This window comes from Methylotuvimicrobium sp. KM1, from assembly GCF_044788715.1.
GTDB lineage: Bacteria > Pseudomonadota > Gammaproteobacteria > Methylococcales > Methylomonadaceae > Methylotuvimicrobium.
In genome coordinates this window covers 3,253,748-3,275,686 of sequence record NZ_CP173170.1, presented here as the reverse complement: position 1 = coordinate 3,275,686, position 21,939 = coordinate 3,253,748, and the positions used below count along the sequence as shown (strand labels likewise).

The window sequence follows — 21,939 nt, the reverse complement described above, 5'->3', positions numbered from 1 at the left end:
GGAATCATCGTCAAGAAGCTCCGAAATTTAGATGCTGGATGCGTACCTATCGCTTATGTTTCATGGTGAAACGCTTTTTCGGCTAACTCGCGCCAAATTTCGACATCCGGCTGTTTTAATAATTGTTCGGCATAATGCCCGGCCCGTTGTAAATTTTCCCGCGCTTTCGGACTTAAATCGCTACCTAATTCGAATTGTTCGCCTTGAATGCTCAACAAGAAGCACGGCGGAGGGTTTTGGTGTTTGATGGTTTGATAAACTTGCAGCACGGCGGCCGGGCTCATCGCATGCGTGGTGTAGCTCTTGTCGTGGGCGGGCTCGAGTTCTCTGAAATCGAACGCGTCGGCGCAAGCGACCGAGGCATCGATAAACAACACTAGATTTCGGTCTTCAAGATCAAGAGCATGTTCGACCTGTAATTGAAAGTCGTTCAGAATTTCGACGGAACCCGATGTCATTCGGTCCTGAATCATCTCCAGCAGTAATGGGCCGAGTGCATCGTCGCCCCGGCTGAGGTTGCCGTAGCCGAAAATCAGAATGGGTATGGTTTTGTTCATCATGTAATCCTATCGATAAAAAAATTTATCTCGACCCGCGTGGTATTGCATTTATTATATTACTCCCTTTTGATTGAAAAACCGTCTAAGAATAACAGGTAAGAGATGTGTCTATCGAGGACCGCCGTTCACCCAGCACCTAAATTATCTCAGATAGTTAACCATAGCCAATGGACTATGGAATTTAGGTGCTGGGTAAACCCATCCATGGGGGTTTGACGGCAGCGCTCGATCGCCAAAGATGGCGTGAATGCAGATTTTGCAGGAGCAAAAATCTGCCCTGCTGCCGACATCCTCGCTAGCCACACCCCATACCTTCATGAAGTTAGCCATTTTTTGAGTATAAAGGGAGTAATTCAAGACAGTTAAAGCCCTTTATGAATCGAGATAATAGTTTTGATGTGGAAGGACCAATTATACTTGCGTTCACGAATGAAGGTGCTAATCTGCCCGACATTTGATAACTTGTTAAGGAGATTGGATGAAAGCGAGAGATAAGCGCCGTGGTTTGGTGTTGGTCAATACCGGCGAAGGGAAGGGTAAGTCTTCGAGCGCGTTGGGCATGGTGTTTCGCGCAGCCGGCTGGGGCATGAAGGTCTGCGTGATTCAATATATTAAAGGACAATGGCAAACGGGCGAACACAAAGCCGCGGAGCGTTTCGACAATATCGAATGGCATGCTTTGGGCGACGGCTTTACTTGGGATACGAAAAATCCTGAGCAGGATATTAAAACCAGCCGCTCGATTTGGGAGTTCAGCAAGGAAAAAATTAAGTCTGAAGCCTATGATTTCGTATTGCTCGATGAAATTAATTATTGCTGCGGTTATCAATGGATCACCGGACAAGAAATTGCCGAGTTCATTAAAAATGAGAAGCCGTCCTGGATGCATTTAGTGCTGACTGGGCGCAATGCCGCGCCGGAGGTCATTGAAGTTGCCGATACTGTGACCCATATGACGCTGGTTAAACATGCGTATACCCAGGGTATCAAGGCAGAGCAGGGAGTTGAGTTTTAAACGACTCTAAGCGTTGCCGAGATCAGCGTATTAGCATAGAATTCACAGGGTATTACCGAATGTTTTGAAATGTTTTCGGTATCATACTTATAAAAATAAACAACCTAGAGGGCGCTATGTCTGAAACAACTAAAATTGTATTTGCGGTTATCGGTGTTTTTGTCGCCGGATTTATTGTCGTGGGAGTCAGCAAACAAGAATCCGTCGAGGACAAAGAGTCGGCAGCGATGATTAGGTCTTATGTCGCGATGCAGGAAATGGCATCTAAAAAATGCCCGGCGGCGATCTTGAAGGAAACCGGCGAGCAAGTATTTTTTCCATCCGAGACGAAAAGCGACAAGGAGTCTTACGTAACTTATAACTATCAAGGTGAAACCGATGCATTCAAAAACGCTTCTTGCACGTTGCGGATCGAGATCGGCGGTATTTCTGATTTGATCATCGACGATAAAGTCATCATCAAAAAACAGAAAAAAAATTAGAACCTCGTAAAAGTCAAGATCAGGTACATGGAAGTACCTACTTAGGATTATTTCAAAAATAACTTCCCTATTTTGGAAGGGCCTGATTGCTCGATTGAAAGTCCCAGCACCTAAATAAGCCATGATTTTGAATCATTGCCAATAACCTATGGAATTTAGGTGCTGGGTTCACGGCTGTTCTCGATAGACACACCCCATCCCTTTTTTCTTAGACGGTTTTTCAATCAAAAAGGAGTGGGAGAGCAAAAATGATTTACATAGAAATAATAAGTCATTGAATTAACTTCTTATTCGTCATGAACTTCATTCTGAAATGCTTTTTCTAGGTTAATGCTTAAATTGGCTTAGAACATCCAAAAAATAATAGATGTCTTTTTCTGTGTGGGTCGCGGAAATCTGTAGCCGGATTTCTTGTTCCCCTTTTGCGACAACTGGGTAATTCAAGCCGGTAACCAAAATGTCGTGCTCGAAGCAATGTTCTACCAAGGCCGTGGTTTTGTCGGTATTTCTAACTAGGATCGGTACTATCGGGTGTGCTCCGGGTAAGGTTTCGAATCCCAAATCGGTCAATCCGTTCCTGAGCCTTAAAGCTAGCGTTTTTATATGGTTAAGCAAGTCCTTGCCTTCGGTGCTGTCCAGTATATTCAATGCGGCTAAAGCTGCCGCCGCTTCTGGAGGAGTAATCGGATTGGAATAAATATAGCTCGCCGATGTTTCCCTTAAATAGTCTATTACGGTCCGGCTAGACACCGCATAGCCGCCGTTGACGCCAAGCGCTTTGCCCAGTGTTGCGATCAAGATGTCCGCTTTGCTTGCAGTGATTTCCTCGGTGCCGCGCCCGGACGGTCCGAGCGCGCCGATGCCGTGCGAATCGTCGACTACCGTCAAAATCCCTTGTTTGTAATCGGTTTCGTGTTTTCGGCGTATCGCGTCGATTTTATCCAGCGGCGCATGATCGCCGCGCATGCTGAAGACGCCGTCGGTAACAATGATTACTCGTTCCGCTTGGTCTTTGTTATCGATCAGTATGCGTTCAAGCTCGGCTAAGTCTAAATGCGGATAAACCGCTTTTCGCGCCGTTTTTGCCAAACGAATCGCATTGATGATGCAGTTATGATTGAGTGCATCGCTGACAACTAGCGTGTCTTCATCGATCAGCGCCGGTAAGATGCCGATCATAGCTGCATAGGCCGCGCTGAATAGCATGGCCGAGTTACGATCGTGAAATTCGGCCAGGCGATTTTCTAAGTCGATATGAGGCTGATAGGTGCCGCTGATAAACCTCACCGCGCCGGGACCCGCTCCGAAGGTTTCGGCGGCTTTCGATTCGGCGGCAATGACTGCAGGATGGCTCGATAGACCCAGGTAGGCATTGGCATTCATTCTCAAAAATATCCGATTCGGGTAATTCTGAAGCAATATCCTAGGGCCGAGGCCGTTTTCGGCAGGTTTGAAGCCGGTGATGATTTTTTCCTTGCCTTTTGAGATACCTTTGGCTTGCATCGCGGAGAGTCGGTCCCTTAACTGTGTGTCGAGTTTGGCAAGTGTCATGATGACCTCTTTTAGCGGGTAGCGATTGGGAAACAGTGAGCGGTTAGCGGTAAGCAGTAAGCAGTAAGTAGTGAATAGTGAATAGTGAATAGTGAATAGTGAATAGGGGTTTGGTTTATTGAAAGGGCATCATCGGTTTATTCGGCTATGTGCTCTAGCATGTCTTCGACCATCGTTGCTAGGTCGAATCGCGCTTGCCAACCCCATTCTTGCCGGGCGGCGCTATCATCCATGTGGCGTGGCCAAGAGTCCGCTATGACTTGTCTAAGCGGGTCGATTTTATAGCTCATTTTGAAATCGGGAATATGCCGGCGAATTTCTGCTGCCAGTTGCTCAGGCGTGAAACTCATCGCGGTCACATTGTAGGCATTGCGGTGGATTAAGCGTTTGGGCTCGGCTGTCATTAACTGCCAAATCGCATCTATCGCATCCGGCATGTACATCATATCCAATTGCGTATCGGGTTTTAGATAGCATGTGTAGTGTTGCCATCGAACGGCAGCGTTGAATATTTCGACTGCGTAATCGGTTGTGCCGCCGCCGGGCGGCGTTTTATAGGAAATCAATCCCGGAAATCTAAGTCCCCGAGTGTCAAGGTTATAGCGCTTGTGATAATAATCGCACAGTAACTCGCCGGTTACCTTGCCAATACCGTACAACGTATTTGGTCGTTGTATCGTATCCTGAGGCGTATCGAAAGTCGGCGTGTTAGGGCCGAAGGCGCCTATCGAGCTGGGAAAAAATACCGAGCAAGCGTTTTGACGGGCGATTTCCAAAACATTGAACAAGCCATCGATATTGACCGACCATGCTCTTTGCGGGTCCGTTTCGGCAACTGCGGACAATAACGAAGCGAGGTGAATAATCGTATCGATGCGATAGTCCTCGACAATTCGAGCTAACGCCGCGACGTCTTCAATGTCCAACCGGCAATAGGGGCCTGCGTTTGTTAAATCGGCATCGGGTTGCTTACGGTGACCGACGGCAATGATGGAATCATTGCCGTATCGCTGTCTGAGAGCTGGCGTCAATTCCGACCCGATTTGTCCGGTGGCGCCGGTCACGAGGATGGTTTTCATCGGTTATTAAACCTGGTTGTTATTGGCGATAAACTCGAGAAGTCGAATGGATTATAAACGGCATCGGTTGGAATTGTCTCGTTCAGCCAAAGTTTGTACAGGACATACGCATTAAAATCACTTCTTGGATTCAAGTCATAACTGCAATTGTATACTCATCGTAGATGAAAACTCGGAGGCACTGCCGAAATTTGAAGTGCGAAAGTTATAGTAGTCATGTAGCTTTTCTAGATTAATGATTTCTATAAAAATAATAAATTTTATCAATGGATTATATTCCTAAAGCGACAAGGAATAATTTGGTTTTCACCCCTATACGTCATTTAACTAATGAGTCATTTGACTGATTGTTCAAATGTTTCCGCCAAAGAATAATCGATTACAGCCATATTCGGCTGCGCCGGTATAAACCGGTGCATTTTTTGACTCTTTGGGGGAATGATCATGAAGACTGTTTACAAGCTAGCCAGTCACAAGCGAAAACACGGTTTTTTGACGTATCTGCTATTTGCGGCGTTATCGTTAAGTCATGTGCAGGAATCGCAAGCAGGAGCGACTTTTAAAATCGACGAAACCAAATGGTTGAGTCTCGGCGCCGGTTTAAGGACAAGCTTTACCTCGGTCGAGTCGGTTGCGGACGGCAATTGGTCAAACGATTTTTTCGTCGACAACATGCGACTGTATCTGAATGCTCAGATTCACGAGTATATCAAGCTGGAAATCAACTCGGAATGTCAAACCTGTAACAATGGCGGTGAACTTCGATTGTTAGATGCCATCGGTAAATTCGAATTTCATCCGATGGCCAATTTGTGGGTCGGGCGCATGCTCGTACCGGCCGAACGCCGCGAAATGAATGGACCGTTTTATAGTGCCGTGCATAGCATTTATGTCACCGGCGACCGGATTAGCGGTACGCCGTTCGAGCCGGCCGATTTCAACACGACGATACGTAACGACGGAACCTCAGCGGGTTCCTTCGGCCGTGACGACGGTGTGACTTTTTGGGGTTCGGTTTGGGATGGCCGCATTCAATACGCGTTAGGTATTTTTCAAGGGCTAAGAGGCGGCGCGAACAAGGATGACAATCTGCTCTATGCGCAACGATTGGCTTTTAATTTCTGGGAAGTCGAGAAAAATCCCGGTTACTACACATCGGGTACCTATTACGGTAAAGGCGGCGATATTCTGACCTTGGCGGTTTCCAATCAATATCAGGAAGATGGTGTCGGTGTTGTTGGTGATGCCGGTAATTTCAGGGGCACGGCAATCGATTTATTGCTCGAAAAAGTATTGGGGAACGGCGGTGTCGTTACTCTGAACGGCGAATACAAGAACTACGGAATCAATGGTTACAGCATGGCCAGCCGAAAAGCAGGGGGCGGGTTTGCAATGTTCGAAGGCAATGCTTACGACGTGAGCGGCATGTATTTATTTCCGCAAACAATCGGTATCGGCCAATTTCAACCCTTCGTTCGTTATGTCAACGTCATGCCGAAAAGTAGCCCGGACCGGAATATGTTCGAGGCCGGTGTGAATTATGTCATTGACGGGCATAACGCACGGATCGGTTTAAGTTGGCAATACGGCGATTTGATGACTAAGGGGCTCAATTATAGGGACGATGCGACAGGCGACCAAACCAATGCCTTCCTTCTTGGTTTCCAATACCAAATCTAATTTCAACCTCGGGAACAGACTATGAAGAAACTATCGAAAAATCTTAAATTATTGAGCATTGCGGCCGTCGCATCGTTTTTTTCGGTTACGGCTCCGACCGCTTCCGCCGAAGAAACGATCAAAGTCGGCGTCTTGCATTCATTGTCGGGCACGATGGCGATTAGCGAAACGACCCTCAAGGATACGATGCTGATGTTGATCGAGGAACAGAACAAAAAAGGCGGCTTGCTCGGCAAGAAACTCGAACCGGTCGTCGTCGACCCGGCCTCGAACTGGCCGCTGTTCGCCGAAAAAGCACGTGAACTCTTGACCAAGGACAAGGTCGCGGCGATCTTCGGTTGCTGGACGTCGGTGTCGCGCAAATCTGTGCTGCCGGTCGTCGAGGAATTGAATGGCCTGTTGTTCTATCCGGTGCAGTACGAAGGCGAGGAATCATCGAAAAACGTGTTCTACACCGGCGCCGCGCCGAATCAACAGGCGATTCCGGCGGTCGATTATCTGATGGACGACTTCGGCGCCGAACGCTGGGTCTTGGCCGGCACCGATTATGTCTATCCGCGTACGACCAACAAGATTCTCGAAGCCTATCTGAAAGCCAAGGGCGTCGACGAAAAGGACATCATGATCAACTACACGCCGTTCGGTCATTCCGATTGGCAAAGCATCGTGTCGGATATCAAGAAATTCGGTTCGGCCGGCAAGAAGACCGCGGTCGTGTCGACGATCAACGGCGATGCTAACATTCCTTTCTATAAAGAATTGGGCAATCAGGGTATTTCATCTGAGGACATTCCTGTCGTGGCGTTCTCGGTCGGCGAAGAGGAGTTGTCCGGCATCGATACCAAACCGTTGGTCGGCCACCTGGCGGCCTGGAATTATTTCATGAGTGTCGATACAACCAAGAACGCTGCCTTTATCAAGCAATGGCACGAGTTTATCAAGAACCCGAAACGCGTGACCAACGATCCGATGGAAGCGCACTATATCGGTTTCAATATGTGGGTCAAAGCGGTCGAAAAGGCCGGAACGATCGACCCGGATGCCGTGCAAAAGGCGATCATCGGCGTCGAGGCTCCGAACTTGACCGGCGGTATTTCAAAAATGCTACCGAACCATCACATCACCAAGCCGGTATTGATCGGGGAGATACAAGACAACGGCCAGTTTTTGACCGTTTGGCAAACCAATAAATTGGTTCCGGGCGATGCCTGGTCGGATTTTTTGCCGGAGAGCAAGCCGATCATCGCCGATTGGACTCCGCCTATCCTATGCGGCAACTTCAATACCGAAACCAAAAAGTGTTCCGGGCAAAATTATTGAACGGACTGTATTGAAGTGGAGAGTAGGGTACGTATTTAAGGATTTAGCAAAAAATAATTTCCCGAAATGGTTTCCACGCAGGGCGTCACTGCCATTAAGTTAAGATCCTGGAGCTTTACTCCCCTCTTTGAAAAAGAGGTGCTGGGGGAGATTTTTCTAATAAATCCCCTCAATACTTAATGGCTGTGACGCAGGGCGTGGGAACCGGACGGGGACGCTCTAGTGCCGTAGGGTACGCTGTGCGTACCATGGGAACCCCACCAAACTTTATGGTTTGATCTGGGTTGCATGAAGGTACGCGCAGCGTACCCTACAATTTAAGCATTACGACGAGCGCAGAGCGTGGGAACGAGAATTGCCTGGGAACTGAATAAGTACCCTACGATTGATCATTCATTTTAGGAACTCTTATGAAAGCGAATTCGTTCAAATGGCGGATGTCGTTGTTGGCTTTAATAATGCTTTGCATCCGGCCTAGTATTGCTTTGGATGAGCCGGCCGATGAATCTGCGCAATTTAACAGCGAGAACCAGGAAGTCTCGGAACAACAAGCCGAAACCGTTCTCGATCCATTTGTCGATGCGCTATCGCGCTTGCTTATCGGCAGCATGAAAGATCGCGAGCAGGCGATTGAAAATCTGAGCGTGACCGGTCATCCTGCGGCTTTGCCGATTTTGGAAGCCTTATTGGATGGCCGCTTATATGCGTTACGCGATAAGCAAACGGCGGTGATCGCCACCGAAAGTGGCCAAGGCTACCGGATCGCTGATGCATCGACAGGAGCCGATTTAGGTCTTGTCGAGCGCTCGGAGTTGTCGAAAGTCAACATCACCAACAGCTTGCGCACCAAGTTGCGCAAGAAAATAGCTCTTTTGCAGTTGCAATCGGATGATGCTTCGGTGAGGCTCTCTGCGGTCAATGCGATGGTCAAGACTGCCGATGCAAAAACGCTGGAATTGTTGAAGGAGTACGAGTCGACCGAAACAGACGAAGACGTGCTCTCGTCGATGCGCCTGATTTTTGCACTAAACGATCTACAAAATAGCGACAAATCGGTTCGTCTGAACGCGATGGACACTTTGAAGGAATACAACAGCCTCGAGGCCTATAACCGGCTGAGTGTGCTAATCGAAAAGGATAGCGCCGGCAATTTCATCGAAGCGGATAACGAAGTTAGGAAAAAAGCCCAGGCTGCTCTGAAAAAAATCGACGCCCGGCTGCAGTTTTACAACAGCGTCGAAACAGTATTCTTCGGATTGAGTCTCGGCGCTGTGCTGGTGCTGGCCGCGATCGGCTTGGCAATTACCTTCGGCGTGATGGGCGTGATCAACATGGCGCACGGCGAATTGATGATGCTCGGCGCTTATACGACCTATGTGATGCAACAGATCATGCCAAATCATATCGGTCTGTCGGTAATTCTAGCGATTCCCTCGGCGTTCATGATTTCGGCTTTGGTCGGCGTTGCGATCGAACGGGGGATCATCCGTTTTTTATATGGGCGGCCGCTCGAAACTTTGCTGGCGACTTTCGGCATAAGCCTATTTTTGCAGCAAACGGTGCGTTCGATTTTTTCGCCGCTGAACCGCAGTGTCACGACGCCGGAATGGATGAGCGGTTCGTGGCAGATCAACGATTTTCTGTCCCTGACTTGGAATCGTTTTTACATCGTGCTGTTTTGCTTGCTGGTATTCGCGGCGCTATTGCAAATTTTGAGGCGGACACGGCTGGGTCTCGAAGTCAGGGCAGTCGCGCAAAACCGCAACATGGCGAAGGCGATGGGCATACCGACCGCGCGGGTCGATGCGATGACCTTCGGGCTGGGCTCGGGAATCGCCGGCGTCGCCGGTGTCGCGTTGAGTCAGATTACTAATGTCGGGCCGAATCTGGGTCAGAGCTATATCGTCGATTCGTTCATGGTCGTCGTCTTCGGCGGTGTCGGAAACCTTTGGGGCACCTTGGTTGCCGGGTTCTCGCTCGGTATCGCCAACAAGCTGCTCGAGCCGCATGCCGGCGCGGTGCTCGCGAAGATTTTGGTATTGGTGTTCATCATTCTGTTTATTCAAAAACGCCCGCGCGGACTGTTTCCGCAAAAGGGCCGAGCGGCGGAGGCGTGAGCATGAAGAGTCTGTTTTTCAGTAACGATAAGACGGCGAATGCCGTGCTGTTTTCCCTGATCGCCCTGATCGTGTTGGTTCCGCTTTGCAATATGATTTTTCCAAATGCTTCGGCGCTGCATTTTTCCGCCTATACCGTCTCTTTGCTCGGCAAGTATCTGACTTTTGCGTTACTGGGCTTGTCGCTCGACTTGGTTTGGGGGTATTGCGGCATTCTCGCGCTCGGTCATGGCGCCTTTTTCGCATTGGGCGGCTACGCGATGGGCATGTATTTGATGCGCCAAATTGGTGAGCGCGGCGTCTACGGTGATGCGGTTTTGCCCGATTTTATGGTTTTTTTGGATTGGAAAGAACTGCCGTGGTACTGGTACGGTTTCGATCAATTCTGGTTCGCGCTGCCGATGGTGCTGCTGGCGCCGGGTGCCTTGGCGTTCGTGTTCGGCTGGCTCGCATTCCGTTCGAGAGTGACCGGCGTTTATTTGTCGATTATTACGCAGGCTTTGACTTATGCATTGATGTTGGCGTTTTTTCGCAATGAAATGGGCTTCGGCGGCAACAACGGCTTGACCGACTTCAAGGACATCCTGGGTTTCAACATACAATCCGAAGCTGTCAGGGTCGCACTATTCATGATTTCCGGACTTGCCTTAATTGTTGCATTTTTGCTGTCAAGATGGATCTCTTGCACCAAACTGGGTCGTGTCGTGACTGCGGTGCGCGATCACGAGGCGCGCGTGCGTTTTTTGGGCTACCGGGTCGAAATGTTCAAGCTTTGGATATTCGTGTTCGCGGCGATGCTGGCCGGAATTGCCGGTGCATTGTACGTGCCGCAAGTCGGCATCATCAATCCGAGTGAATTTTCGCCGTTGAACTCGTTGGAGATCGTCGTTTGGGTCGCGATCGGCGGACGGGGGACGCTGTACGGCGCGATCATCGGCGCGATGCTGGTCAATTACGGTAAAACGGTGTTGACCGGCTTGCTTCCGGAAATTTGGTTATTCACATTGGGCGCGACTTTCGTTCTCGTTACGGTATTCATGCCAAATGGCTTGGCAGGTTTGTTGCTTAAGAAAGGTCGGGAGACGCAGACATGACCAAGCCTTTGATCGATCGCTATAAAACCTTCGATTTTGTCAGAAGGCCGGTTAAGCCCGGTGAACTCGACGTGTCGCACAAAACGATACTCTATCTTGAGGATGTCAGCGTTAGTTTCGATGGCTTCAAAGCCTTGAACAATCTGTCCTTATACATAGACAACGGCGAATTGCGTTGCCTGATCGGACCGAACGGGGCCGGCAAGACGACGCTGATGGATGTGATTACCGGCAAGACGAAACCCGATAGCGGTTCGGTATTTTTCGGTCAAACCATCGATTTGCTCGAAATGGACGAGCCGGCGATCGCTCAAGCCGGCATCTGCCGAAAGTTTCAAAAGCCGAGCGTATTCGAAAATTTGAGCGTATTCGAAAATCTGGAATTGGCGATGAAGGCGGACAAGGGCGCCTGGCCCGCGCTTTTCGCAAGGCTGAACGGCGAGCAGAGCGACCGTATCGAAGAGGTGTTGACGACGATCGGACTGATCGAGCATCGCAAACAACAAGCCGGGATCTTGTCGCATGGACAAAAGCAATGGCTCGAGATCGGCATGTTGCTGATGCAGGAGCCGAAAGTGATGCTGGTCGACGAGCCGGTCGCCGGCATGACGCACCAGGAAATCGATAGGACCGCTGAATTGCTGCTGTCGTTGCAAGGCAAGCATTCGATCGTCGTGGTCGAACACGACATGGAGTTCGTGCGCTCGATCGCACGCAAGGTCACAGTATTGCATGAAGGTTCGGTATTGACCGAGGGCACGATGGACGAAGTACAAAACGACCCTCGCGTGATTCAAGTATATCTGGGGGACTAATGCTGAACATCAATTCATTGAATCAATATTACCGCGAAAGCCACACGTTGTGGGACTTGCAGCTGTCGGTACCGGAAGGTGGCTGCGTCTGCCTTATGGGACGTAACGGCGTCGGTAAAACGACCTTGCTGAAATGTATCATGGGTCTGATTCCGGTGCGCAGCGGCGAAATGCTGTTCGACGGCGTCGATCTCGCACCATTGAAGCCCGAGCAACGCGCCGAACTTGGAATCGGCTTTGTGCCGCAGGGCCGCGAGATTTTTCCGCTGCTGACGGTCGAGGAGAATCTAAAAATCGGTTTGCGCGCGGCGCGTAGACACGGTATCAAAAAAGTGCCGGAGCACATTTTCGAAATATTTCCGGTGCTGAAACAGATGCTCGGGCGGCGCGGCGGCGATCTGTCCGGCGGCCAACAGCAGCAATTGGCGATCGGGCGAGCCTTGGTGCTGAATCCGAGATTGCTGATTCTGGACGAGCCGACCGAAGGTATACAGCCGAACATTGTCAGCGAAATCGGCGACGTGATCATTCGGCTTAATAAGGCAAAAGGTATTAAAACGCCGTTAGTCAAGGAGACTGCCGAGGTTAAAAATGAGGTGCGTGAAGCGATCAAAATAATTAACCGCGAAATGGGCGTCACGGTGCTGCTTGTCGAACAAAAACTGCCGTTCGCGCGCAAGGTCGCTGATCGTTTCTGCATCCTGGAACGCGGGAGAAGCGTCGCGTCGGGCGCGATGGACGAGTTGAACGAAACGAAGGTCAAGCGTTATTTGACGGTGTGACGATGGTAAAAGCGCGTCGGCAAGCATTTTGGGAGCGAAGTCCTAGATCGCGATATCGAAGCCGGGAAGGTTGCTCTCGTTCGCACGCTCCGGCGTTTGCCGTTATAGAGAACCCCCCCAAACTTGATTGACAGAATTTATCGACTAACTAGATGTTTGATAAAACTGTGAATTATTGAACGTCAGTGCCTTCGATAGTCGCGACGAAGGCGTCGTTCCCACAAAGGGTCGGATGCTCTGTGGGAGCGATCCCCAGATCGCGATTTCGAAGCCTAGTGTGTTAAGCGACAATCAATGGTATCGAGGCCGCATTGGTTAAGATTATAAATGGGTAATTCAAGACTTATGTATACCCATCGGAGATCAAAATTCGGCACCGGGGTGCCCGTCAAAGGACGCCGTGAATACATCCATGTAGGCTCTATGCCAGCTCCATGCTGGCAAAGCCTTTGCCGAACACCCCGGTGCCTCCTAAGGCAGTGCCGAAATTTGAAGTGCGAAAGGTATATAACGATGAGCGGAGGGCCGTGGGAACCAGAAAAATAACTTCGCGCCCCAGCTCCTCCGCGCGAGATAAAACAACTATGTGAAGGTGAAAATGATGATCAACAACAAATACACTGCCGCGCTAGTCGCTTCGATACTTCTGTTGCCGATACCGGCCTTCGCGCATCTCGGCATCGGTGCGGATCATGGGTTCGGCGAAGGATTTATTCATCCGTTGCTCGGCCCGGATCACTTGTTAGTGATGATTGCGGTCGGTCTCTGGGCTTTCGGGCTGGGAGGGCGGGCGCGTTGGTTGTTGCCCTTGAGTTTCTTGTCGGCCATGGCTATCGGTGCGGGTTTGGCATTCGCCGGTATTACGGTGGCTTATCCGGAATTTTGGGTGGCGTTGTCGGTACTGGTCTCGGGAATTATCGTGCTGCGCGACTGGCGCCTTTCGTTGACGCAGGCTTGCTTCGTGGCGACCTTGTTCGCATTGAGCCACGGCTTTGTGCATGCATTGGAAATCGGTCTCGATGCGGACCGGACTCATTATGCCTTGGGCTTTTTGCTTTCAACCGCCTCGTTGCACGGAATCGGCTTGGCGGCAGGTTTACTGAGTCCCGTGATTTTGAAATGGACTCGAACCGCTGTCGCCATCTCGTGCGCAGCTGTAGGTTTGACTCTGTTGCTCGGTGCTTGATCCGGTGTACAGCGACGGGTGCGCGGCAACCGAATCCGGGATCGATTCGCTGCAGGGTTGGCAAGCCGAATTGAGGCTTGGTTTTGCGAAGACCGAAAGCAGAACGGTGTTGCGGCGCAGGGCTCATCGCGGCCCGTTGACCGTGCAGCGGCCGTTTTATCCCGAAGGCGATGTGTGTCATCTGTATTTGCTGCATCCGCCGGGCGGTGTCGTTGCCGGAGACCGATTGACGATCGAAGCCAAGGCCGAACGCGGCAGTCACGCCTTGATCACGACGCCTGCCGCCGGCAAGTTTTACCGCAGTGAAGGCGGCAGCGCAGCTCAGTCGGTCGCGATGACGATCGAAGAAAATGCGGTCTTGGAATGGCTGCCGCAAGAAACGATTGTCTATGAAGGCGCGCGCCTGACGTCTGCCACGACGATCAATATCGATGCCGGCGCGCGATTTATCACATGGGAAATCATCGTATTGGGTCGTCCCGCATCCGGCGAAGGTTTTGAGCTGGGTGAAGTCTTATTGAATTGGCGCATAGTGCTGGATGACGAACCGGTCTATTTGGAGCGACTGCGCCTCGACGCGCAAGCCTTTGCCGCACGTTGGGGTATGAATCGGCATTCGGCTTGCGGAACTTTGTTTGCTTATCCTGCTTCGACAGAAGTTTTAGAGATTGTGCGAAACATGATCGGCGACGCACCAGGGCGCGGCGTCACATGTATAGATGATTTGTTGATTTGTCGCGCATTGGATCACAGAGCCGATAAACTGCGCGACTTTTTCAACCAAGTTTGGGCGGCTATTCGCGAGGCGACGGTAGGCCGCAAAGCTTGTATGCCGCGTATCTGGGCGACGTGAATACAAAATCCGAAACCTAACATTCATGAAGAACTGGCAATCCTCCCGCTAAATGCATGTGCGAGAGGGGTGGGGTGGTGCGGTCACTCGCCCGACAGGGCGCCGTAAATACGTCCATGTAAGCTCGACGGCGGAATCTGATTGCCATGGATGGCATGAATGCAGATTTTGCAGGAGCAAAAATCTGCCCTGCCGCCGACGCCTGCCGGTCGAGCAACCGCACCCTCTTCGGAGCCAACATTGTTTTTCATATCGAAAAATTAGATAAAGAATCCTAATCTACGAACTTTCACAGTATAAATTATGCAATTGACACCACGCGAAAAAGACAAATTACTGCTTTTTACGGCCGCATTGTTGGCCGAGCGCCGCAGGAATAGAGGCCTAAAGCTCAATTATCCGGAAGCGGTCGCCTATATTTCGGCCGCGATCATGGAAGGCGCTAGGGACGGGCGCACCGTCGCCGAATTGATGGAATACGGCAGAACGCTGTTGAACAAAGACGACGTAATGGACGGCGTTTGCGAAATGCTGCCCGAAGTGCAGGTCGAAGCGACTTTTCCGGATGGGACCAAACTGGTCACGGTCCATAATCCGATCGAATAGGAGATAGCATGATTCCCGGTGAAATCATTACGGCCGACGGCGATCTTGAAATAAATGCCGGACGCGAGGCGATCCGGCTTCTGATCGCGAACAGCGGCGACCGTCCGATTCAGGTCGGCTCGCATTATCATTTTTACGAAACCAATCCGGCCTTGAAATTCGACCGCGACAAGGCTCGCGGCTACCGGCTCGATATTCCGGCCGGTACAGCGGTACGCTTCGAACCCGGTCAGCAACGCGAAGTGCAATTGGTGCCTTTTGCAGGCATGCGGAGAATTTACGGATTTCGCCAGCAAATCATGGGCACGTTGGAGGACAGTCATGAGTAAATTAAGCCGTCGGGCTTATGCCGATATGTTCGGTCCGACCACCGGAGACCGCGTGCGTTTAGCCGATAGCGAATTGTTTCTCGAAGTCGAGGAGGACCGCACGATCTACGGCGACGAGGTCAAATTCGGCGGCGGCAAGGTGATTCGCGACGGCATGGGACAGAGTCAGGCCGGCTCGCAAACCGCGATGGATCTGGTGATTACGAATGCTTTGATCGTCGATCATTGGGGCATCGTCAAGGCCGACGTCGGCATCAAAAATGGCCGTATCGCCGCAATCGGTAAGGCCGGCAATCCCGACGTGCAGGATGGCGTCGATATCGTTATCGGCCCCGGCACCGAGATCATCGCCGGGGAAGGGCAGATACTGACCGCCGGCGGCATCGACGCGCACATTCATTTCATTTGTCCGCAGCAGGTCGACGAAGCGCTGATGTCCGGCATCACGACGATGCTCGGCGGCGGCACGGGGCCCGCGACCGGCACGAACGCGACGACCTGCACGCCGGGGCCGTGGAATATTCACCGCATGCTGCAGGCATTGGACGGATTGCCGATGAATTTCGGCCTGCTCGGCAAGGGCAATGCGAGTCTTCCCGAAGCGCTCGAAGAACAAATCCGCGCCGGCGCGATGGGTTTGAAACTGCATGAGGACTGGGGAACGACACCGGCCGCGATCGATTGTTGTTTGTCGGTGGCCGAGCGTTTCGACGTGCAGGTCGCGATCCATACCGACACGCTGAACGAGTCGGGCTTCGTCGAGGATACGATCGCCGCATTCAAGGGCCGGACGATTCATACCTACCATACCGAAGGCGCCGGCGGCGGCCACGCGCCGGATATCATCAAGGCCTGCGGTCAGGCCAATGTCCTGCCGTCGTCGACCAATCCGACCCGTCCCTATACGATCAATACCGTCGACGAGCATCTGGACATGCTGATGGTTTGCCATCATCTCGATCCGGGCATACCCGAGGATGTCGCGTTCGCCGAATCGCGCATCCGCCGCGAAACGATCGCGGCCGAGGACATTCTGCACGATCTCGGCGCGTTTTCGATGATTTCGTCCGATTCGCAGGCGATGGGCCGCGTCGGTGAAGTGATCACGCGGACCTGGCAGACCGCGCACAAAATGAAGGTGCAGCGCGGCAGTCTTCCGGGAGACAATGCGCGCCACGACAATTTTCGCATCAAGCGCTATATCGCCAAATACACGATCAATCCGGCGATCAGCCATGGTATCTCGCACGAGGTCGGTTCGGTCGAAGTCGGTAAATTAGCCGATCTGGTGCTCTGGCAGCCGGCTTTTTTCGGAGTCAAACCCAGTTTGATAGTGAAAGGCGGATTCATCGCCGCCGCGCCGATGGGCGATCCGAATGCGTCGATTCCGACGCCGCAACCGGTGCATTACCGGCCGATGTTCGGTTCGTTCGGCATGGCCGCCGCGTCGACCTCGATGATGTTTTTGTCGCAAGCGTCTGTCGACGCTGGGCTGGCCGAAACATTGCGGCTCGGTAAGCGCATCGGCGTTACTCGAGGGACTCGTTCGATCGGCAAGCATTCGATGATACATAATCATTATCAACCGGTCATCGACGTCGACCCGCAAACCTACGTAGTTCGCGCCGACGGGATGTTACTCACCTGCGAGCCTGCGGACGTGTTGCCTTTCGCCCAACGTTATTTTCTATTTTAAGATTATGCTGAAACTTACCGAACTTGCTAGTTCCGATATGACTTTCGTCGATGTCCTAACACTGCCTTTCGAAACGAGGCAAAAATGCCGTTTCCATGCCGTGACCGAAGGCGGCGTCGAAGTCGGCTTGTTCTTGCCACGCGGCCATTTGCTGCGATCGGGGTTGGTGCTGACCGGCCCCGACCGATTTAATGTCTTGGTCGACGCCGCGCCCGAACCTTTGTCGGTCGTGCGCAGCAACGAACCATTGCAGTTTGCGCGCGCCTGTTATCACTTAGGCAACCGCCATGTCTCGCTGCAAATTTTGCCGGGCGAATTGCGTTATTTGAGCGATCATGTACTCGATCACATGATCGAAGGTTTGGGTTTGACCGTTGCCCACGCAGAATTGCCGTTCGAGCCTGAAGCCGGTGCTTATCACGGCCATGATCACTGATCTGGCCTTGCTGCGCCTTTTGCAATTAGTGAGTCCGGGCTTGCCGATCGGCATGTACAGTTATTCTCAGGGTTTCGAAGGCGCGGTCGAGGACGGTTTGATCAAAAACGACGCAGACGCCGAGGAATGGCTTTCAGGTGTGTTGGAAAACGGTTTGGCGCGTATCGATTTGCCTATTTTGGTGCGATTGCATGCTGCTTGGCAGAGCCAAGATATCGACGATGTTCATCGCTGGAGCCGGACTTTGACGGCTTATCGCGAGACCGCCGAACTTCGATCCGAGGATAGACAAACCGGGCAAGCGCTTGCGCGATTGCTGACCGACTTGAATATCGACGAAGCTCGAGATTGGCGACGTCGACCCGACGCCACGCTCGCGGCGCTGTTCGCATTGACAGCAGTGCAGTGGCAAATACCAATGCGTGATACGTTATTAGGTTATGTTTGGAGTTGGCTAGAAAACCAGGTTTTATGTGCAGTTAAATTGGTGCCGTTGGGTCAAGTGGCTGGCCAGCGCTTGTTGGGTGGCCTGGCTCGAATGCTCCCTGATTTAGTCGATCGAGCGTTATTGATTGCCGATGACGATATCGGCGGTAGTGCGTTCGGTCTCGCGCTGGCCAGCAGTCGTCATGAGATGCAGTATTCACGCTTGTTTCGTTCTTGAGCCGGTAATGGTGTTCTGTTCGGAAAGGCATTTACGAATGAATTTTCGGGAAGAGTCTCAGCATAGAAATTTGAAAAATTTATAAATCCGATTGATCGGAGTCATCCGTGTTCCATCAATAATGGCTATGTATGCGCTAATAGTTGAAAACACCCGCTACTATCGGAAGCACTTCTAAATCTAAAGTGAGTTGTAGGGTACGCTGCGCGTACCTAATGTCGGCACAAGGCAACACATGAGGGCGCGTTAAACTACGGATGGTACTGCTGTGGTAAGTGCTGCGTACCCTAAAATCTTCAAGTTTCGTGATTGGTGTAGTATTCACTTCAACTAAACTCGAACATAGCCTTAATAATCCAGTTAACTTTTTAGAGTGGTAAATAACAATGAGCGATAGACATGTTTTAAGAGTCGGTATCGGCGGTCCGGTCGGCTCCGGAAAAACCGCATTGGTCGATGCGCTGTGCAAACGCATGCGCGACGATTTCGAAATCGGCGTCGTCACGAACGACATTTATACCCGTGAGGATCAGCAGTTTTTGATTCGTAGTCAGGCATTACCGGAAGAGCGAATTCTTGGAGTCGAGACCGGCGGCTGCCCGCACACCGCGATTCGCGAGGACGCGTCGATGAATCTGGCCGCGGTCGAGGAATTATGCGAGCGCTGGGGCAACCTTGATTTCGTGCTGGTCGAAAGCGGAGGCGATAATCTGAGCGCGACGTTCAGCCCGGAACTGGCCGATTTGACTATTTATGTCATCGACGTGTCGGCGGGCGACAAAATTCCGCGCAAGGGGGGGCCTGGCATCACTCGTTCGGATCTACTCGTGATTAACAAAATCGATTTGGCGCCCTATGTCGGAGCGTCGTTGGAAGTGATGGATCGCGATGCGAAAAAAATGCGTGGCGATCGGCCTTTCGTGTTTACCAATTTGAAAACCGGTGAAGGATTGGATTTAATTGATGCGTTTATTATTCGAGCTGGAATGCTTTATTCCAGTCACTGAAGAATTTGGATTGCTGATGTCGATTACGCTTTAAATTTTGGCAACGTCTACAGAAACAATACCTAAATTCGATGTGAAAGGTATAGAGGTTTTTCACTCAGATGGAGCATGTGCATTGACTTGCTATGAAATCGAATTAAAAAAAAGGGCTGATTTTCATCAGCCCTCAAGTGAAAATCACTTTTAAAATAAAGGAGTTTTCTGAAGTTAAAAAACAAAACAAGTATGTCTTCTAACTTCGGGTAAATTCTCTCAAAAGATGTGATTTTTAACTGTGCGTTTGTCCACATAAAATAACATTTTTTTATGGACAGGTTCGCATAAACGAATTTTCATCCCTACCTTGCAATTGATTACTCATTTCCGCGTTCCCCCCACTCCCTGCGTGGGAACGCATAATACCTTAGTCCATAGGTGCTGCGATTGTTAAGGCTGGGGTAATAAAATGCTCGTTCCTTAGCTTCTTGGGTTACCGTTTGTTCGGCTTGGGGTCGAAATTTCAAATTTTTCGAGCCAATCGTTCGGCGTAACCGGTATAAGTTCGCGGCGTCAAATCAAGCAGTGTGTTTTTTGCGTCCTGCGGTATATTTAGTCCTTCGACGAACGTGCGCATTTGTTCCGGCGTGATGCGTTGACCGCGCGTCAATTCCTTCAGTTTTTCGTAGGGTTTTTCGATGCCGTAACGGCGCATCACGGTTTGAATCGGTTCGGCTAACACTTCCCAATTTGCGTTCAGATCGGTTTCGAGCGCATCGCTATTGAGTTCTAGCTTCGAAATACCTTTCAGCGTCGATTGAATCGCGATGCTGGTATGTGCGATGCCGACGCCGATGTTGCGTAGTACTGTCGAGTCGGTTAGGTCGCGTTGCCAGCGGGAAATAGGGAGTTTTTCGGCAAGAAAGCTAAATACAGCGTTCGCGATGCCGAGATTGCCTTCGGAGTTTTCGAAATCGATCGGATTAACTTTATGCGGCATCGTCGACGAGCCGACTTCGCCTGCAATGGTTTTTTGCTTGAAGTAGCCCAGCGAGATATAACCCCAGACGTCCCGGTCGAAGTCGAGTAAGATCGTGTTGAAACGCGACAGCGCATGGAAGAATTCGGCGATGTAGTCGTGCGGCTCGATTTGTATCGTGTACGGATTGAAGTTTAGCCCCAGTGATTCGACGAAGTTTTTCGAAAATTCGTTCCAATCGACGTCGGGGTAGGCGACCGAGTGCGCATTGTAATTGCCGACCGCGCCGTTGATCTTGCCGAGCAGTTCGACCGCTTCCAGTTGTTTTTTCTGGCGCAGCATTCTCGCAACGACATTCGCGAATTCCTTGCCGACTGTGGTTGGAGTGGCGGATTGTCCGTGCGTCCGCGATAGCATCGGTTGTGCGGCAGTGTCATGTGCAACCTTGCGGATCGCCTCGATGCATTGGTCGATTTGGTCGATGATCAATTGACGCCCTTCGCTAAGCATCAAGGCGTAGGATAGGTTGTTGATATCTTCCGATGTGCATGCGAAATGAATGAATTCACTGACTTTTTCAAGCTCGGCGTTGCCGGAGATCTTTTCTTTGAGCAAGTACTCGATCGCCTTGACGTCGTGGTTGGTCGTTTTTTCGATGTCTTTGACGCGCTGAGCATCCGCTTCGGAAAAGTGTTCGACTAAGTCGTTCAGTAATCTGTTGGCGTTCTCGCTAAAAGCGGGAACTTCCGAAATTTGAGGGTGCTTGGCCATGGCTTGCAGCCAGCGAACTTCGACTTGTACGCGAAAACGGATCAGGCCGTATTCACTGAAGATGGGGCGCAAGGCTTCGACTTTGCCGGCATAACGGCCGTCGATCGGGGAAATGGCGGTAAGGGCGGAATTTGTCATGTCAGTCAACCAAGTTGTAAAAAATGTACGGTAGTTTAAACCACGCGCAGATTGTTGATCAGGGGCGCGGGTTTTTACTGGTTCCCACGGTCCTAGTGCGGACCCATATCGGGGCATATTTGCTCGCTCTAGGTCTGCATTCCTACGCAGAGCGTCACTGCCATTAAGTTAACGGAAAACCTTTGTCCGTCATGGATTGCCGGAACCCGTACGCCATGGATGGCAGGCTTTTGAGGCGCACATTAATGCCTAAAGTCAGCATGACTTAACTTGGGTTCGGGTTAAGCAATCCAGTCAGTATCAGGCATCGCTTCCAGAAGGCGCCGTGAATACGTCCGTGTAGGCTTGAGCGCAGCATCCATGCTGCGCACACTTCTTCCAGCGATGCCTGATACTGTCTTAACTTTATGGAGTATATAATCTTTTATTCAGAACTCAGGATGCTTGTTTCTAAGACGGCTTTTACTGGTTACCACGGTCCTCCGTGGGAATCTATATCGAGGCATATTTGCTTGCCTCAGGTTTGCATTCTCACGCAGAGCGCTCATCGTTATACATAAGTCAAAAATTACTGTTTTGCAATCTTAGCTAATGAGGCTTCGATACCATTTTTTGTCGCCCAAGGTTCCCGACTTCGAAATCGCGATCAGGGGATCGCTCCCACAGAGCACCCGCCCCCTTGTGGGAGCGAGGCCTTCGTCGCGATTTCGAAGCCACTGATGTTCAATATCCGCAGATTTATCAAACAACACCGTTTCCAGGTATACGACGAACTCTGTTTAGCAAGTTTACCGATACTTGTG

21 protein-coding genes are annotated in these 21,939 nt (G+C 51.0%); 16 read left to right on the top strand and 5 right to left on the bottom strand.

What is annotated here, in order from left to right; all coding sequences use genetic code 11:
• Positions 1–53: 53 nt before the first annotated feature.
• Positions 54–557, bottom strand: a complete 504-nt coding sequence (locus ACINK7_RS14090; RefSeq protein ID WP_404361455.1) for a hydrogenase maturation protease — start codon at positions 555–557, stop codon at positions 54–56.
• A 481-nt stretch (positions 558–1,038) separates the two neighbouring features.
• Here ACINK7_RS14090 and cobO point away from each other — a divergent pair, with 481 nt between their 5' ends.
• Entirely contained in the window at positions 1,039–1,575 is a 537-nt protein-coding gene (cobO, locus tag ACINK7_RS14085) for a cob(I)yrinic acid a,c-diamide adenosyltransferase (protein ID WP_404356090.1), read from the top strand.
• 116 nt (positions 1,576–1,691) lie between these two features.
• Positions 1,692–2,057 carry a hypothetical protein gene (locus ACINK7_RS14080; protein ID WP_404356089.1) on the top strand — a complete coding sequence of 122 codons (366 nt, stop codon included), beginning with the start codon at positions 1,692–1,694 and terminating at the stop codon, positions 2,055–2,057.
• Between the two features lie 327 nt (positions 2,058–2,384).
• Here the strand turns inward: ACINK7_RS14080 and ACINK7_RS14075 are convergent, their stop codons facing one another.
• Entirely contained in the window at positions 2,385–3,608 is a 1,224-nt protein-coding gene (locus tag ACINK7_RS14075) for an aminotransferase class I/II-fold pyridoxal phosphate-dependent enzyme (protein WP_404356088.1), read from the bottom strand.
• A gap of 137 nt (positions 3,609–3,745) precedes the next feature.
• Entirely contained in the window at positions 3,746–4,687 is a 942-nt protein-coding gene (locus ACINK7_RS14070) for an NAD-dependent epimerase/dehydratase family protein (protein ID WP_404356087.1), read from the bottom strand.
• Between the two features lie 444 nt (positions 4,688–5,131).
• Here ACINK7_RS14070 and ACINK7_RS14065 point away from each other — a divergent pair, with 444 nt between their 5' ends.
• The 8 genes from ACINK7_RS14065 (at position 5,132) to ACINK7_RS14030 (ending at position 14,534) form a co-directional block, all read left to right on the top strand.
• On the top strand, positions 5,132–6,367 hold the full coding sequence (locus ACINK7_RS14065; RefSeq protein WP_404356085.1) for a hypothetical protein: 1,236 nt from the start codon (positions 5,132–5,134) through the stop codon (positions 6,365–6,367).
• 21 nt (positions 6,368–6,388) lie between these two features.
• On the top strand, positions 6,389–7,687 hold the full coding sequence (gene urtA, locus ACINK7_RS14060) for an urea ABC transporter substrate-binding protein (protein ID WP_404356084.1): 1,299 nt from the start codon (positions 6,389–6,391) through the stop codon (positions 7,685–7,687).
• 410 nt (positions 7,688–8,097) lie between these two features.
• Positions 8,098–9,804: an urea ABC transporter permease subunit UrtB gene (gene urtB, locus ACINK7_RS14055; RefSeq protein ID WP_404356082.1), complete on the top strand. Its 1,707-nt coding sequence runs from the start codon at positions 8,098–8,100 to the stop codon at positions 9,802–9,804.
• A gap of 2 nt (positions 9,805–9,806) precedes the next feature.
• Positions 9,807–10,898: an urea ABC transporter permease subunit UrtC gene (gene urtC / locus ACINK7_RS14050; protein WP_404356081.1), complete on the top strand. Its 1,092-nt coding sequence runs from the start codon at positions 9,807–9,809 to the stop codon at positions 10,896–10,898.
• Positions 10,895–11,713 carry an urea ABC transporter ATP-binding protein UrtD gene (urtD, locus tag ACINK7_RS14045; protein WP_404356079.1) on the top strand — a complete coding sequence of 273 codons (819 nt, stop codon included), beginning with the start codon at positions 10,895–10,897 and terminating at the stop codon, positions 11,711–11,713. Before urtC ends, urtD begins: the two co-directional genes overlap by 4 nt.
• A complete protein-coding gene (locus ACINK7_RS14040) occupies positions 11,713–12,495 on the top strand; it encodes an ABC transporter ATP-binding protein (RefSeq protein ID WP_404356077.1) in 783 nt (260 codons plus the stop codon). Before urtD ends, ACINK7_RS14040 begins: the two co-directional genes overlap by 1 nt.
• A gap of 598 nt (positions 12,496–13,093) precedes the next feature.
• On the top strand, positions 13,094–13,681 hold the full coding sequence (locus ACINK7_RS14035; RefSeq protein ID WP_404356075.1) for a HupE/UreJ family protein: 588 nt from the start codon (positions 13,094–13,096) through the stop codon (positions 13,679–13,681).
• A gap of 4 nt (positions 13,682–13,685) precedes the next feature.
• The gene (locus ACINK7_RS14030; protein WP_404356073.1) at positions 13,686–14,534 is read left to right on the top strand and encodes an urease accessory protein UreD; all 849 of its coding nucleotides are present in this window, start codon (positions 13,686–13,688) and stop codon (positions 14,532–14,534) included.
• An 83-nt stretch (positions 14,535–14,617) separates the two neighbouring features.
• On the opposite strand, the gene ACINK7_RS14025 is transcribed toward ACINK7_RS14030, so the two are convergent.
• Positions 14,618–14,785 carry a hypothetical protein gene (locus ACINK7_RS14025; protein WP_404356071.1) on the bottom strand — a complete coding sequence of 56 codons (168 nt, stop codon included), beginning with the start codon at positions 14,783–14,785 and terminating at the stop codon, positions 14,618–14,620.
• Between the two features lie 52 nt (positions 14,786–14,837).
• On the opposite strand from ACINK7_RS14025, the gene ureA reads away from it, so the two are divergent.
• From ureA to ureG, 6 genes are all read left to right on the top strand, one after another.
• Complete coding sequence (gene ureA / locus ACINK7_RS14020; RefSeq protein WP_404356069.1) at positions 14,838–15,140, top strand: urease subunit gamma; 303 nt, start codon at positions 14,838–14,840, stop codon at positions 15,138–15,140.
• An 8-nt stretch (positions 15,141–15,148) separates the two neighbouring features.
• Positions 15,149–15,469 carry an urease subunit beta gene (locus ACINK7_RS14015; protein WP_404356067.1) on the top strand — a complete coding sequence of 107 codons (321 nt, stop codon included), beginning with the start codon at positions 15,149–15,151 and terminating at the stop codon, positions 15,467–15,469.
• Positions 15,462–17,165 (top strand): urease subunit alpha, encoded by a 1,704-nt coding sequence (gene ureC / locus ACINK7_RS14010; RefSeq protein WP_404356065.1) that lies wholly within the window; start codon positions 15,462–15,464, stop codon positions 17,163–17,165. The genes ACINK7_RS14015 and ureC overlap by 8 nt, the downstream gene beginning before the upstream one ends.
• A 4-nt stretch (positions 17,166–17,169) precedes the next feature.
• Positions 17,170–17,601: an urease accessory protein UreE gene (ureE, locus tag ACINK7_RS14005; RefSeq protein ID WP_404356063.1), complete on the top strand. Its 432-nt coding sequence runs from the start codon at positions 17,170–17,172 to the stop codon at positions 17,599–17,601.
• Positions 17,591–18,265: an urease accessory protein UreF gene (locus tag ACINK7_RS14000; RefSeq protein WP_404356061.1), complete on the top strand. Its 675-nt coding sequence runs from the start codon at positions 17,591–17,593 to the stop codon at positions 18,263–18,265. Before ureE ends, ACINK7_RS14000 begins: the two co-directional genes overlap by 11 nt.
• A gap of 386 nt (positions 18,266–18,651) precedes the next feature.
• A complete protein-coding gene (gene ureG / locus ACINK7_RS13995) occupies positions 18,652–19,272 on the top strand; it encodes an urease accessory protein UreG (protein WP_404356059.1) in 621 nt (206 codons plus the stop codon).
• A 499-nt stretch (positions 19,273–19,771) separates the two neighbouring features.
• Here ureG and purB read toward each other — a convergent pair whose 3' ends face one another.
• Positions 19,772–21,136, bottom strand: a complete 1,365-nt coding sequence (purB, locus tag ACINK7_RS13990; protein ID WP_404356057.1) for an adenylosuccinate lyase — start codon at positions 21,134–21,136, stop codon at positions 19,772–19,774.
• Between the last annotated feature and the right edge of the window lie 803 nt (positions 21,137–21,939).